The organism is Streptomyces sp. NPDC002671 (assembly GCF_053592475.1).
In genome coordinates this window covers 127,310-142,115 of the sequence record NZ_JBSFVU010000002.1, presented here as the reverse complement: position 1 = coordinate 142,115, position 14,806 = coordinate 127,310, and the positions used below count along the sequence as shown (strand labels likewise).

Genomic DNA, 14,806 nt, shown 5'->3' with positions numbered 1-14,806 from the left:
AGACCTTCCGTGAGTACCTTCCAGGCCCCCAAGGGCACGTACGACCTGATCCCGCCGGACTCGGCCAAGTACCTGGCGGTCCGCGAGGCCATCGCCGCCCCCCTGCGCAACTCCGGCTACGGCTACATCGAGACCCCCGGCTTCGAGAACGTCGAACTGTTCGCGCGCGGTGTCGGCGAGTCCACCGACATCGTGACCAAGGAGATGTACGCCTTCGAGACCAAGGGCGGCGACAAGCTGGCCCTGCGTCCGGAGGGCACGGCGTCCGTGCTGCGCGCGGCGCTGGAGGCCAACCTGCACAAGAGCGGCAACCTCCCGGTCAAGCTCTGGTACTCCGGCTCGTACTACCGCTACGAGCGCCCCCAGAAGGGCCGTTACCGCCACTTCTCCCAGGTCGGCGCCGAGGCGATCGGCGCGGAGGACCCGGCCCTCGACGCCGAGCTGATCATCCTGGCCGACCAGGCGTACCGCTCGCTGGGCCTCAGCAACTTCCGCGTCCTGCTGAACTCGCTGGGCGACAAGGAGTGCCGTCCGGTGTACCGGGCCGCGCTCCAGGAGTTCCTGCGCGGACTCGACCTGGACGAGGACACGCGCCGCCGTGTCGACATCAACCCGCTGCGCGTCCTCGACGACAAGCGCGAGTCCGTCCAGAAGCAGCTGACGGGCGCGCCGCTGCTGCGGGACTACCTGTGCGACGCGTGCAAGACGTACCACGAGGAGGTCCGCGAGCTGATCTCCGCGGCGGGCGTCTCCTTCGAGGACGACCCGAAGCTGGTGCGCGGCCTCGACTACTACACCCGTACGACCTTCGAGTTCGTGCACGACGGCCTGGGCTCCCAGTCCGCGGTGGGCGGCGGCGGTCGCTACGACGGCCTGTCCGAGATGATCGGCGGCCCCGCGCTGCCGTCCGTCGGCTGGGCCCTCGGTGTCGACCGCACGGTGCTGGCCCTGGAGGCGGAGGGCGTCGAACTCGACATCCCGTCCACCACCAGCGTCTACGCCGTCCCGCTCGGCGAGGAGGCCCGCCGCGTCCTGTTCGCCAAGGTCACCGAACTGCGCAAGCAGGGCGTCGCGACGGACTTCGCGTACGGCGGCAAGGGCCTGAAGGGCGCCATGAAGAACGCCAACCGCAGCGGCGCGCGCTACGCGCTCGTCGCCGGCGAACGCGACCTCGCCGAGGGCGTCGTCCAGCTTAAGGACATGGAGTCCGGCGAGCAGACGGCGGTCGGCGTGGACGAGATCGTGGCGGAACTTCGGTCACGGCTCGGCTAGTTCGGCTCGGACAGCAGAGCGAAGGGCGCCGGCCAAACCCCGGCGCCCTTTCTCGTTCGGGGGACTTGTGCCCGGCAAACGGTGGATCCACAGGTGTGTGCGGCACAATGAGCGCCTGCCCGAAGTTGGTCCAACTCCCCAGTGACGGAATCGACGTGATGAGCAAGACGACAGTCACCGACGTCTCCACGAAGCCCCGTCCCGAGCGCACCGCCGACGCGCCCGGCGCGGTGGGCGGCAGCCGCGCCTTCGCCCTGCTGCTGGTGATCACCGGCGCGGCCGGACTCCTCGCCTCCTGGGTCATCACGATCGACAAGTTCAAGATCCTGGAAGCGAAGGTCGCGGGCAAGACCTTCACGCCCGGGTGCAGCCTCAACCCGGTCGTCTCCTGCGGCAGCGTCATGGAGAGCAAGCAGGCCGCCGCCTTCGGCTTCCCGAACCCGATGCTCGGCCTGGTCTGCTACGGCATCGTCGTCTGCGTCGGCGTCAGCCTGCTGACCCGCGCCCGCTTCCCGCGCTGGTACTGGCTGACCCTCAACCTCGGCACGCTCTTCGGCGTCGCCTTCTGCACCTGGCTGCAGTTCCAGTCCCTGTACCGGATCAACGCGCTGTGCCTGTGGTGCTCGCTGGCCTGGGTCGCCACGATCACCATGTTCTGGTCCGTCACCTCCTTCAACATCCGCAACGACCTCCTGCCGGCCCCGCGCCCGCTGAAGTCCTTCTTCGGGGAGTTCACCTGGGTGCTGCCGGTCCTGCACACCGGCATCATCGGGATGCTGATCCTGACCCGCTGGTGGGACTTCTGGACCAGCTGAGGTCCGTACCGGCCGACGGCCCGGACGGGACTGTCAGTGCCGTGTCTTAGGGTTTCAGCGTGGAACCCGACCTGTTCACCGCCGCAGCAGAGGACCGCCAGGAGAAGGACCCGGCCGGCAGTCCCCTGGCGGTCCGCATGCGCCCGCGCACGCTCGACGAGGTGGTGGGCCAGCAGCACCTACTCAAGCCGGGATCCCCGCTGCGCAGACTGGTCGGCGAGGGCAACGGCGGCCCGGCCGGACCGTCCTCGGTGATCCTGTGGGGCCCGCCCGGCACGGGCAAGACGACCCTCGCGTACGTCGTCTCCAAGGCCACCAACAAGCGCTTCGTGGAGCTGTCCGCGATCACCGCCGGCGTCAAGGAGGTCCGCGCGGTCATCGACGGCGCCCGCCGCGCCACCGGTGGCTACGGCAAGGAGACCGTCCTCTTCCTGGACGAGATCCACCGCTTCAGCAAGGCCCAGCAGGACTCCCTGCTCCCCGCGGTCGAGAACCGCTGGGTGACCCTGATCGCGGCGACCACGGAGAACCCGTACTTCTCGGTGATCTCCCCGCTGCTCTCGCGCTCCCTCCTCCTCACCCTCGAACCCCTCACCGACGACGACGTCCGGGGCCTGCTGAGGCGGGCCCTCGCCGACGACCGCGGGCTGAAGAACGCCGTCACTCTTCCCGAGGACACCGAGGAGCACCTGCTGCGGATCGCCGGCGGCGACGCCCGCCGCGCCCTGACCGCCCTGGAGGCCGCCGCCGGCGCCGCCCTCGACCAGGGCGAGACCGAGATCAGCCTCCAGACACTGGAGCAGACCGTCGACCGGGCCGCGGTGAAGTACGACCGCGACGGCGACCAGCACTACGACGTGGCCAGCGCCCTCATCAAGTCCATCCGCGGCTCCGACGTCGACGCCGCCCTGCACTACCTGGCCCGCATGATCGAGGCCGGCGAGGACCCCCGCTTCATCGCCCGCCGCCTGATGATCTCCGCCAGCGAGGACATCGGCCTGGCCGACCCGGGCGCCCTGCCCATCGCGGTCGCCGCCGCCCAGGCCGTCGCCATGATCGGCTTCCCCGAGGCCGCCCTCACCCTCAGCCACGCCACCATCGCCCTGGCGCTCGCCCCGAAGTCCAACTCCGCGACGACCGCGATCGGCGCCGCCCTGGAGGACGTACGCAAGGGGCTGGCCGGCCCGGTGCCGCCGCACCTGCGCGACGGGCACTACAAGGGCGCCGCCGAGCTCGGCCACGCCCAGGGCTACGTGTACCCGCACGACCTGCCCGAGGGCATCGCGGAGCAGCAGTACGCCCCGGACGCCCTGAAGGACCGCACGTACTACACCCCGACCCGGCACGGCACGGAGGCCCGGTACGCCGACGCGGTCGAATGGACCAGGAAGCACCTCGGTCGCAAGCGCTCCTGAACACCCTGTAAACTGCTCAGAAGTGCTGAGTCCCGTGCTGTCAGAGCGGGACAGTCAGCCGGAGATCCGGTCCTTCGCGGACCGGCTCCAGGAGCGTCGCGCACCGTCGAACGGTGTCGCGGGCAGCCCACCACCACCCGGGGTTCCGGGACGGTCGGTGGGCCACTCGCGTGCTGCACGTATGTGCCCAGACCAGGGAAGCGGCTGCCCGGCAGGTCCCCTCGGGACCGACGGGTTTTCCCGGCTGCGGATGCGACCTCCCTAACCCTGACGAGCCGAACACTACGAAAGAGACAGAGACAGTGGCGAACCAGTCCCGCCCCAAGGTCAAGAAGTCGCGTGCCCTCGGCATCGCGCTGACCCCGAAGGCCGTCAAGTACTTCGAGGCCCGTCCGTACCCGCCGGGTGAGCACGGCCGTGGCCGCAAGCAGACCTCGGACTACAAGGTCCGTCTGCTCGAGAAGCAGCGTCTGCGCGCGCAGTACGACATCTCCGAGCGTCAGCTGGTCCGCGCCTACGAGCGTGCCTCCAAGGTGCAGGGCAAGACCGGTGAGGCCCTCATCGTCGAGCTGGAGCGTCGTCTCGACGCGCTGGTCCTGCGTTCGGGCATCGCCCGCACGATCTACCAGGCCCGCCAGATGGTCGTTCACGGCCACATCCAGGTCAACGGCCAGAAGGTCGACAAGCCGTCCTTCCGCGTCCGCCCGGACGACGTCGTGCAGGTCCGCGACCGCTCCAAGGACAAGACGCTCTTCACGATCGCCCGTGAGGGTGGCTTCGCCGCCGACGGTGAGACCCCGCGCTACCTCCAGGTGAACCTCAAGGCCCTGGCGTTCCGCCTGGACCGCGAGCCGAACCGCAAGGAGATCCCGGTGATCTGCGACGAGCAGCTCGTCGTCGAGTACTACGCCCGCTGATCCCAGCCCCGGCGCAGCACTTCAGCCCGCCGTCTCCCCACCCTTCCGGGTGGGCGAGGCGGCGGGTTCGCGTTTCTGGGCGTCCTGGTGGCCGTACGGCAGCGGCCCGCGCGGCGCCGGCATCGCCCGCAGCGGCCGTACCTCCTCGTGGCCCAGCGCCCGGGCCACCGCCGCCTCCCGCCCCAGGGCCGCCCCCTCCCGCAGGCACTCCTCGTACCGCGCGTCGCCCAGCGTCCGGCGGGCGGTCGCCTCGCACAGCTCGTGCGGCGCGTTGTAGTACGCCGAGCCGAACAGCGGCAGCCCCACCGAGGGCCACAGCCGGGCCGCCGCGCCCTGGAGCACCGCCGCCTCGGCCGGATCGCCCTCGGTCGCCGTCACCAGCGCCAGCAGCTCGATCGTCAGCACCGAGCCGAGCAGGTCGTGGAAGGCGTGCACCTTGCCGAGACCGTCCGTCAGCAGCTCCCGGGCCCGCGCCGGATCCCCCTCGCGCCAGGCCGCGTACGCCAGGACGTACAGCGCGTACGACCGAGTCCACTGCTCCCCGTGGTCCTCGCAGATCTGGCGCACCTCCACGCACAGCCGGACCGCGTCCGGCAGATCGCCCTGGAAGGCCTGCGTCATGGCCAGCTCCACCTGGCCCATCAGGACGTTGCTGTTGAGTTCGCCGATCTCCCGGTAGCGCTCCAGCGCCGAACGCAGCAGCGTTTCTGCGCGGTTCATGTCATCCGTGACGAGAGCCAGACAGCCCGTGCGGTGCTCGGCGTACGCCACCGCCGTCGCGTCGGCGGCCCGCTCGGCCTGCTCCCGGCACTCCTGGAGCGCCTTCAGCGCGGGCACGGTGTCGCCCTGCAGGATCGCCACATAGCCGAGCACCCACAGCGCCTTCAGCCGGGACTGCTCGTACTCCGACTCCAGCTCCACGCTGCGCTCCAGCCAGCGCCGCCCCTCCGCCAGCCGCCCGCAGCCCGCCCAGCAGAACCACAGCGAGCCCGCCAGGTACTGGCCGAGATGCGTCTCCTCCGGCTCGGTCAGGCTGAACTCCAGCGCGGCGCGCAGATTCGGCAGCTCGGCCTCGACCCGCGCGGCCACCTCCCGCTGCCGCGGCGAGAACCACTCCAGCTCGCACCAGGTGGCCAGGCCCAGATACCAGTCGCGGTGCCGCCGGCGCAGCCGGGCCGCGTCCCCGGTCGCCTCCAGCCAGTCGGCGCCGTAGGCCCGGACCGTGTCCAGCATCCGGTAGCGAGGTCCCGTCGCGGCCTCCTCGCGGGCCAGGACCGACTGGGCGAGCAGCTCCGAGAGCAGGTCCAGGAGGTCCTCGGCGGGCAGCCCGTCCCCGCTGCACACGTACTCGGCGGCCTCCAGGTCGAAGGTCTGCGCGAACACCGAGAGCCGCGCCCACAGCAGCCGCTCGGCGGGCGTGCACAGCTCGTGGCTCCAGCCGATCGCGGTGCGCAGCGTCTGGTGCCGGGGCAGAGCGTCCCGGCCGCCGCCGGTCAGCAGCCGGAACCGGTCGTCCAGCCGCTGCAGCAGCTGCGCGGGGGACAGGGTGCGCAGCCGCCCCGCGGCCAGCTCCAGCGCCAGCGGGATGCCCTCGAGGCGCCGGCACACCTCCCGTACGTCGGCGCGGTCGCGCAGCTCCAGGCCGTGCTGCCGGGCCCGGTCGGCGAACAGCTCCACCGCCTCGTCCTCGCCGAGCGGCCCCAGCGGGAACAGCCGCTCGCCCGCGACGCCCAGCGGGCGCCGCCCCGCCGCCAGCACCCGCAGCCCCGGCAGCTTCCGCAGCAGCTCCGCCACCAGGCCGGCGCACTCCTCGACCAGGTGCTCGAAGCCGTCGAGCACCAACAGCAGCCGCTGCCCGGCGAGATGCTCCAGCAGCATCTGCCTCGGCATCCGCGTGGTGTGGTCGGTCAGCCCCAGCGCCTCCACGACCGCGTACTCCACGAACTGCGGATCGTGCACCGCCGCCAGCTCGACCCAGCCGGTAGAGGACTCCGGCCCGGCCGCCGCCCGGTCGGCCGCAGCCCGGGCCGCCAGCCGGGACTTGCCCACCCCGCCGACGCCGGTCACGGTCACCAGCCGGGTCTCGTCGAGCGCCGTGGCCAGCGCGGCGAGTTCCACCGAGCGTCCGACGAAAGCGGTCAGGTGAAGGGGCGGACTGCCGTCCGCGCAGGGGCCGGGGTACTGAGGACCTCGCATGGGACACGGAGCGTACTGAACCATGTTCAGTCCGTACAATCGCTTCCCGCAACTCCGCCGCCCGCGCACCGGAATCCGGTATGGAGCGCCAGTCCCGGCGCGATAGGCTCGGAGCACTGCTTTTTTCATGGTTCCGATGTCAGAGCACGTATCAGGGAGCGGGTGCGCACAGTGTCCGGTGGAGAGGTGGCCGGGATCCTGGTGGCCGTCTTCTGGGCGATCCTGGTCTCCTTCCTCGCCGTGGCACTGGTGAGGCTGGCCCAGACGCTCAAGGCGACCACCAAGCTCGTGGCGGACGTGACCGACCAGGCCGTCCCGCTGCTGGCCGACGCCTCCGCGGCCGTGCGGTCCGCGCAGACGCAGATCGACCGGGTCGACGCGATCGCCTCCGACGTCCAGGAGGTCACGTCGAACGCCTCCGCGCTGTCGACCACCGTCGCCTCCACCTTCGGTGGCCCGCTGGTCAAGGTCGCCGCCTTCGGCTACGGCGTGCGGCGGGCCCTCGGCGGTCGCAAGGAGGACGTGCCCGCGCGGGCACCCAGGCGTACCGTGATCGTGGGCCGGACCGTGCCGGCCGCGCGGCGGAGCAAGCGAAACCTGCGCGGAGAGAAGGACTGAGACCGAGCGATGTTCCGCCGTACGTTCTGGTTCACCACAGGTGTCGCCGCCGGCGTGTGGGCCACCACCAAGGTCAACCGCAAGCTGAAGCAGCTCACCCCCGAGAGCCTCGCCGCGACCGCGGCGAACAAGGCCCTGGAGACCGGTCAGCGCCTGAAGGACCGCACGGTCGGCTTCGCGCTCGACGTGCGGGACAACATGGCCCAGCGGGAGGCCGAGCTGGAGGAGGTTCTCGGGATCCACGAGAACCCCGAACTCCCGGCGCCCCGGCGGCATGCCGTCATCGAGAACATCAACAACCCCGACACACCGAAGTACATCGAAACGTCGATCTCTTCGCCAACGAAGTACTCGTACAACCGGAATGAGGACCACTGATGGAGTCGGCCGAGATTCGCCGCCGCTGGCTGAGCTTCTTCGAGGAGCGCGGGCACACCGTCGTCCCTTCGGCGTCGCTCATCGCGGACGACCCGACTCTGCTCCTCGTCCCGGCCGGCATGGTGCCCTTCAAGCCCTACTTCCTGGGTGAGGTCAAGCCGCCGTTCCCGCGCGCCACCAGCGTGCAGAAGTGCGTGCGCACGCCCGACATCGAAGAGGTCGGCAAGACCACGCGCCACGGCACGTTCTTCCAGATGTGCGGCAACTTCTCCTTCGGCGACTACTTCAAGGAAGGCGCCATCAAGCTCGCCTGGGAGCTGCTCACCAGCCCCCAGGACAAGGGCGGTTACGGCCTGGAGCCGGAGAAGCTCTGGATCACCGTCTACAAGGACGACGACGAGGCCGAGCGCATCTGGCACGAGGTCGTCGGCGTGCCCAAGGAGCGCATCCAGCGCCTGGGCATGAAGGACAACTACTGGTCCATGGGCGTCCCCGGCCCCTGCGGCCCCTGCTCCGAGATCAACTACGACCGCGGCCCCGAGTTCGGCGTCGAGGGCGGCCCCGCCGTCAACGACGAGCGGTACGTGGAGATCTGGAACCTCGTCTTCATGCAGTACGAGCGGGGCGAGGGCATCGGCAAGGACAACTTCGAGATCCTCGGGGACCTGCCGAGCCAGAACATCGACACGGGCCTCGGCATGGAACGCCTCGCCATGATTCTGCAGGGCGTGCAGAACATGTACGAGATCGACACCTCCATGGCCGTCATCGACAAGGCCACCGAGCTGACCGGCGTCCGCTACGGCGACGCCCACGCCTCGGACGTCTCCCTGCGCGTGGTCACCGACCACATGCGCACCGCCACCATGCTCATCGGCGACGGCGTCACCCCCGGCAACGAGGGCCGCGGCTACGTCCTGCGCCGCATCATGCGCCGCGCCATCCGCAACATGCGCCTGCTGGGCGCCACCGGCCCGGTCGTCCTCGACCTGGTCGACACCGTGATCCGGATGATGGGCCAGCAGTACCCCGAGCTGGTCACCGACCGCGAGCGCATCGAGAAGGTCGCCCTCGCCGAGGAGAACGCCTTCCTGAAGACGCTGAAGGCCGGCACGAACATCCTCGACACCGCCGTCACCGAGACCAAGCAGTCCGGTTCCACGGTCCTGCCCGGCGACAAGGCGTTCCTGCTCCACGACACCTGGGGCTTCCCGATCGACCTCACCCTGGAGATGGCCGCCGAGCAGGGGCTGTCCGTGGACGAGGACGGCTTCCGCCGCCTGATGAAGGAGCAGCGGGAGCGCGCCAAGGCCGACGCCCAGGCCAAGAAGACCGGCCACGCCGACATGGGCGCCTACCGTGAGATCGCCGACTCCGCCGGCGAGACCGACTTCATCGGCTACAGCGACACCGAGGGCGAGACCACGATCGTCGGCATCCTGGTCGACGGCGTCTCCTCCCCGGCCGCCGCCGAGGGCGACGAGGTCGAGATCGTCCTGGACCGCACCCCGTTCTACGCCGAGGGCGGCGGCCAGATCGGCGACACCGGCCGGATCAAGGTCGACTCCGGTGCCGTCATCGAGGTCCGTGACTGCCAGAAGCCGGTTCCCGGCGTCTACGTCCACAAGGGCGTCGTCCAGGTCGGCGAGGTCACGGTCGGTGCCAAGGCCCAGGCCTCGATCGACGCCCGCCGCCGCAAGGCCATCGCCCGCGCCCACTCGGCCACCCACCTCACCCACCAGGCCCTGCGCGACGCCCTCGGCCCGACGGCCGCCCAGGCCGGTTCCGAGAACCAGCCCGGCCGCTTCCGCTTCGACTTCGGCTCCCCGTCGGCCGTTCCGACGGCCGTGATGACCGACGTCGAGCAGAAGATCAACGAGGTGCTCGCCCGCGACCTCGACGTGCACGCCGAGATCATGGGCATCGACGAGGCCAAGAAGCAGGGCGCCATCGCCGAGTTCGGCGAGAAGTACGGCGAGCGCGTGCGCGTCGTGACCATCGGCGACTTCTCCAAGGAGCTGTGCGGCGGCACGCACGTGCACAACACCGCCCAGCTGGGCCTGGTGAAGCTGCTCGGCGAGTCCTCCATCGGCTCGGGCGTGCGCCGTATCGAGGCCCTCGTCGGCGTCGACGCCTACAACTTCCTCGCCCGGGAGCACACGGTCGTCGCCCAGCTCCAGGAGCTGATCAAGGGCCGGCCGGAGGAGCTGCCGGAGAAGGTCTCCGCGATGCTCGGCAAGCTGAAGGACGCCGAGAAGGAGATCGAGAAGTTCCGCGCCGAGAAGGTGCTCCAGGCCGCCGCCGGTCTCGCCGGGTCCGCCAAGGACGTGCACGGTGTGGCTGTTGTCACGGGCCAGGTCCCGGACGGCACCACGCCGGACGACCTGCGCAAGCTGGTCCTCGACGTGCGCGGCCGGATCCAGGGCGGCCGGGCCGCCGTGGTCGCCCTGTTCACGGTGAACAACGGCAAGCCGCTGACGGTCATCGCCACCAACGAGGCCGCCCGCGAGCGTGGCCTCAAGGCCGGTGACCTGGTCCGTACGGCCGCCAAGACGCTCGGCGGCGGCGGTGGCGGCAAGCCCGACGTCGCCCAGGGCGGCGGTCAGAACCCGGCCGCCGTCGGTGAGGCCGTCGAGGCCGTCGAGCGCCTGGTCGCCGAGACCGCCAAGTAAGACGCCACGTAAGAAATGGCTGAGAACATGCGCAGAGGACGTCGGCTTGCGATCGACGTCGGGGACGCCCGCATCGGGGTCGCCTCGTGCGACCCCGACGGGATCCTCGCCACCCCGGTGGAGACCGTCCCCGGCCGGGACATCCCGGCCGCCCACCGCCGACTGCGGCAGTTGGTGGAGGAGTACGAACCGATCGAGGTCGTCGTCGGGCTCCCCCGCTCCCTCAAGGGGGGTGAGGGCCCGGCCGCCGTCAAGGTCCGGGCCTTTGCCCAGGAGTTGGCGAAGGGCATCAATCCGGTCCCGGTCCGCCTGGTGGACGAGCGGATGACGACCGTGACGGCCAGTCAGGGACTGCGCGCCTCGGGCGTGAAATCCAAGAAGGGCCGCTCCGTGATCGACCAGGCCGCGGCCGTGATCATCCTGCAGCAGGCCCTCGAATCCGAACGGGTGTCAGGTAAACCACCCGGCGAGGGCGTCGAAGTGGTCATCTGATCGCGATACGGTAACGTTCCGCGCGATGCGCCGGTGTTCGAACAGCCGGGGCACAGCAAGAGGCGGAACGGAAGCGGGCCGACCGGCCGGTGACCGGTCGGCTTCGCGGCTCTAGGGGATCGATGACTGAGTATGGCCGGGGCCCAGGCTCCGAACCGTGGCATCCGGAGGACCCGTTGTACGGGGACGGCGGATGGGGAGGGCAGCAGACCCACGCGGGTCAGCAGTCCTACGGCGGCCAGCCGCAGCAGCAGTACCCGCAGCAGCCGCAGCAGCAGTACGGCGACTGGTCTCAGCAGCAGCAACCGGGGTACGGCGGGCAGCAGTACCCATACCACGACGGACAGGGCCAGCAGCAGTACGACCCGCAGCTTCCGGGTCAGACCCAGCAGCAGTACCAGCAGCAGTACCAGGGCGGCTGGGACGGGACCGGCACCCACGGCCATGTGCCGTACGCCGCAGACCCCGGTGACCCGTACGGCCAGAGCCCGACGGCCTACGGCGGGGAGCAGCCCGACTTCTACGGCACCGACGACGCCTACCCGCCGCCGGTACCGCCCGGCCGCAGGCGCCCGGAACCGGAGCCGGGCCCGGACCCCGACCCGGAGACAGGCTGGGACCCGGGGGAGGACCAGGGCGAGCACGCCTTCTTCGCGGGCGGCGAGGACGACGAGGACGAGGACGAGTCCGAGAGCCGCCGCGGCCGGGGCGACCGGCGCGGCAAGGGCCGGAAACCGGTCAAGAGCAAGAAGCGCCGTACCGGCTGCGCCTGCATGGTGGTCGTCCTGGTGTTCGGGGGCGGCCTGGGCGGAGTTGGGTATTTCGGCTACCAGTTCTACCAAAATCGTTTCGGCGCGGCTCCGGACTACGCGGGCGCCGGCAGCGGCGAGACGGTGACCGTCGAGATCCCCAAGGGTGCGGGCGGCTGGGAGATCGGCCGCCGGCTGAAGGAGGCCGGCGTCGTCAAGAGCGCCGAGGCTTTCGTGCACGCCCAGGGGCAGAACTCGAAGGGCGACACCATTCAGGCCGGCGCCTATCTCCTGAAAAAGGAGATGTCCGCCGCCAGCGCCGTGCAGATGATGCTCGACCCGAAGAGCCAGAACAACGTGATGGTCACCCCGGGCGAGCGGAACGCGCGCGTCTACGCGGACATCGACAAGAAACTCCAGCTTTCATCCGGAACGACGCAGAAGGCCGCCCAGGCCCAGTACAAGAGCCTCGGCATGCCGAGCTGGGCACAGAACAACAGCGACATCAAGGACCCGCTGGAGGGCTTCTTCTTCCCGGGCACCTATCCGGCCGCCAAGGGCATGAAGCCGGACGCGGTCCTCAAGCAGATGGTCACCCAGGCCAAGGAGAAGTACGCGGCCTACAACCTGTCGGCGAAGGCCAAGGCCCTGGGGCTCGACAACGCCTTCCAGCTCGTCACGGTCGCGAGCCTGGTCCAGGCCGAGGGCAAGACGCACGACGACTTCCGCAAGATGGCGGAAGTGGTCTACAACCGCCTCAAGCCGACGAACACGGAGACCAACCAGCTCCTCCAGTTCGACTCGACCTACAACTACCTCAAGGGCGCGAGCAACATCCATATCTCCGAGAAGGAGATCAATGGCAACCGGAACCCGTACAACACCTATACCCACAAGGGCCTTCCGCCTGGTCCGATCGGCAATCCCGGCGACGACGCGCTGAAGGCGGCACTGAATCCGACCCGCGACGGCTGGATCTATTTCGTGGCGACCGACGGTACGACCAACACCGAATTCGCCAAGACATACGCCGAATTCAAGCAGCTCAAGGACAAATTCAATGCCAGCTCGGGCAACTGACGCCCGCCGGGCCGCCGTGCTCGGATCGCCCATCGCCCACTCCCTCTCCCCGGTGCTGCACCGGGCCGCGTACGACGCCCTCGGGCTCACCGACTGGTCGTACGACCGCTTCGAGGTCGACGAGGCCGCGCTGCCCGGGTTCGTCGAGAAGCTCGGGCCGGAGTGGGCGGGGCTGTCGCTGACCATGCCGCTCAAGCGGGCGGTCATCCCGTTGCTGGACGGGATCAGCGACACGGCCGCCTCCGTCGACGCGGTCAACACGGTCGTCTTCACCGAGGACGGCCGCCGCCTCGGCGACAACACCGACATCCCGGGCATGGTGGCCGCCCTGCGCGAACACGGCATCGAGCAGGTCGACTCCGCCGCGATCCTCGGCGCCGGTGCCACCGCCTCCTCCGCGCTCGCCGCGCTCGCCCGGATCTGCACCGGCGAGGTCGTCGCCTACGTCCGCAGCGAGGCCCGCGCCGCCGAGATGCGCCAGTGGGGCGAACGGCTCGACGTCGACGTCCGCACGGCCGACTGGTCCGACGCCGCGCAGGCGCTGCGCGCACCGCTGGTGATCGCCACCACGCCCGCCGGCACGACCGACGCCCTCGTCACCGCCGTCCCGGAGCGCCCGGCCACCCTCTTCGACGTGCTCTACGAGCCCTGGCCGACCGAGCTGGCGGCCCGCTGGTCCATGTTCGGCGGTGCCGTCGTCGGCGGCCTCGACCTGCTGGTCCACCAGGCCGTCCTGCAGGTCGAGCAGATGACCGGCTGCCGACCGGCTCCCCTGGAGGCCATGCGGCACGCTGGGGAGAAGGCGCTCGCGGCGCGCTGAACTCGAGATTCCGTGTCCGTCTGCTGGACCGCCCGCCGGAACCTCTTCCCGGACGTGGGAGGATCGGGTATGGCGGGCCGGGGCCGCGCATCCGGTCGCGCCGTCGCCGCACGCGAAGGCATGCGTGCGCAGGGCAGTACCGGGCGCGAACACTGAGGAGCTTCGTTGAGCAGGCTGCGTTGGCTGACCGCGGGGGAGTCCCACGGTCCCGCACTTGTCGCGACGCTGGAGGGCCTTCCCGCCGGCGTGCCGATCACCACGGAGATGGTGGCCGACCACCTTGCTCGGCGGCGGCTCGGCTATGGCCGCGGCGCCCGGATGAAGTTCGAGCGCGACGAGGTCACCTTCCTGGGCGGCGTCCGGCACGGACTCACCCTCGGCTCCCCGGTCGCGATCATGGTGGGCAACACCGAGTGGCCCAAGTGGGAGCAGGTCATGGCGGCCGACCCGGTCGACCCCGAGATCCTGGCGGGCCTCGCCCGCAACGCTCCGCTGACCCGCCCCCGGCCCGGCCACGCCGACCTCGCCGGCATGCAGAAGTACGGCTTCGACGAGGCCCGCCCGATCCTGGAGCGCGCCTCCGCCCGCGAGACCGCCGCCCGCGTGGCGCTCGGCGCGGTCGCCCGGTCGTACCTGAAGGAGACGACGGGCATCGAGATCGTCTCGCACGTCGTCGAGCTGTGCTCCGTGAGGGCTCCGCAGGGCGTGTACCCCACCCCGGCCGATGTCGAGAAGCTGGACGCCGACCCGCTGCGCGTCCTGGACGCGGACGCCTCGAAGGCGATGGTCGCGGAGGTCGACCAGGCCCACAAGGACGGCGACACGCTCGGCGGCGTGGTCGAGGTGCTGGCGTACGGCGTTCCGGTCGGCCTCGGCTCGCACGTGCACTGGGACCGCCGGCTGGACGCCCGGCTGGCCGGTGCCCTGATGGGCATCCAGGCGATCAAGGGCGTCGAGGTCGGCGACGGCTTCGAGCTGGCCCGGGTGCCCGGCTCCAAGGCGCACGACGAGATCGTCAGCACGCCGGAGGGCATCCGCCGCGTCTCCGGCCGTTCCGGCGGCACCGAGGGCGGCCTGAGCACCGGCGAACTGCTGCGGGTGCGGGCCGCGATGAAGCCGATCGCGACCGTGCCGCGCGCCCTGAAGACCGTGGACGTCACCACGGGCGAGGTCGCCCAGGCCCACCACCAGCGTTCCGACGTCTCCGCCGTGCCGGCCGCGGGCATCGTCGCCGAGGCCATGGTCGCGCTCGTCCTCGCGGACGCGGTCGCCGAGAAGTTCGGCGGCGACTCCGTCCCCGAGACCCGCCGCAACGTGCAGTCGTACCTCGACAACCTCCACATCCGGTGAGCGCCGTGCCTGCGGTCGTACTCGTCGGACCG

12 protein-coding genes are annotated in these 14,806 nt (G+C 70.6%); 11 read left to right on the top strand and 1 reads right to left on the bottom strand.

From position 1 onward, the window contains the following. The first annotated feature begins 9 nt into the window (after positions 1-9). From hisS to rpsD, 4 genes are all read left to right on the top strand, one after another. Complete coding sequence (hisS, locus tag ACWD35_RS03320; protein WP_451349438.1) at positions 10-1,272, top strand: histidine--tRNA ligase; 1,263 nt, start codon at positions 10-12, stop codon at positions 1,270-1,272. Between the two features lie 158 nt (positions 1,273-1,430). Next, positions 1,431-2,087, top strand: coding sequence for a vitamin K epoxide reductase family protein (locus tag ACWD35_RS03315; RefSeq protein WP_451349437.1), 657 nt, complete (start codon positions 1,431-1,433; stop codon positions 2,085-2,087). Positions 2,088-2,146: 59 nt separating this feature from the next. Further along, positions 2,147-3,502: a replication-associated recombination protein A gene (locus ACWD35_RS03310; protein WP_451349436.1), complete on the top strand. Its 1,356-nt coding sequence runs from the start codon at positions 2,147-2,149 to the stop codon at positions 3,500-3,502. A 302-nt stretch (positions 3,503-3,804) separates the two neighbouring features. Continuing rightward, the gene (rpsD, locus tag ACWD35_RS03305) at positions 3,805-4,419 is read left to right on the top strand and encodes a 30S ribosomal protein S4 (RefSeq protein WP_225836760.1); all 615 of its coding nucleotides are present in this window, start codon (positions 3,805-3,807) and stop codon (positions 4,417-4,419) included. Positions 4,420-4,440: 21 nt separating this feature from the next. Here rpsD and ACWD35_RS03300 read toward each other — a convergent pair whose 3' ends face one another. Further along, positions 4,441-6,615, bottom strand: coding sequence for an ATP-binding protein (locus tag ACWD35_RS03300; protein WP_451349435.1), 2,175 nt, complete (start codon positions 6,613-6,615; stop codon positions 4,441-4,443). A 171-nt stretch (positions 6,616-6,786) separates the two neighbouring features. Here ACWD35_RS03300 and ACWD35_RS03295 point away from each other — a divergent pair, with 171 nt between their 5' ends. From ACWD35_RS03295 to aroC, 7 genes are all read left to right on the top strand, one after another. After that, positions 6,787-7,233, top strand: a complete 447-nt coding sequence (locus ACWD35_RS03295) for a DUF948 domain-containing protein (RefSeq protein ID WP_451349434.1) — start codon at positions 6,787-6,789, stop codon at positions 7,231-7,233. 9 nt (positions 7,234-7,242) lie between these two features. Next, positions 7,243-7,611, top strand: a complete 369-nt coding sequence (locus ACWD35_RS03290; RefSeq protein WP_451349433.1) for a hypothetical protein — start codon at positions 7,243-7,245, stop codon at positions 7,609-7,611. Next, the gene (gene alaS, locus ACWD35_RS03285; RefSeq protein ID WP_451349432.1) at positions 7,611-10,283 is read left to right on the top strand and encodes an alanine--tRNA ligase; all 2,673 of its coding nucleotides are present in this window, start codon (positions 7,611-7,613) and stop codon (positions 10,281-10,283) included. Before ACWD35_RS03290 ends, alaS begins: the two co-directional genes overlap by 1 nt. Before the next feature lie 27 nt (positions 10,284-10,310). Beyond that, complete coding sequence (gene ruvX / locus ACWD35_RS03280; RefSeq protein ID WP_451349431.1) at positions 10,311-10,775, top strand: Holliday junction resolvase RuvX; 465 nt, start codon at positions 10,311-10,313, stop codon at positions 10,773-10,775. A gap of 122 nt (positions 10,776-10,897) precedes the next feature. Next, complete coding sequence (mltG, locus tag ACWD35_RS03275; RefSeq protein WP_451349430.1) at positions 10,898-12,604, top strand: endolytic transglycosylase MltG; 1,707 nt, start codon at positions 10,898-10,900, stop codon at positions 12,602-12,604. Next, complete coding sequence (locus ACWD35_RS03270; protein ID WP_451349429.1) at positions 12,585-13,424, top strand: shikimate dehydrogenase; 840 nt, start codon at positions 12,585-12,587, stop codon at positions 13,422-13,424. The genes mltG and ACWD35_RS03270 overlap by 20 nt, the downstream gene beginning before the upstream one ends. 165 nt (positions 13,425-13,589) lie before the next feature. Beyond that, on the top strand, positions 13,590-14,774 hold the full coding sequence (gene aroC / locus ACWD35_RS03265; protein ID WP_451349428.1) for a chorismate synthase: 1,185 nt from the start codon (positions 13,590-13,592) through the stop codon (positions 14,772-14,774). Positions 14,775-14,806 lie beyond the last annotated feature (32 nt).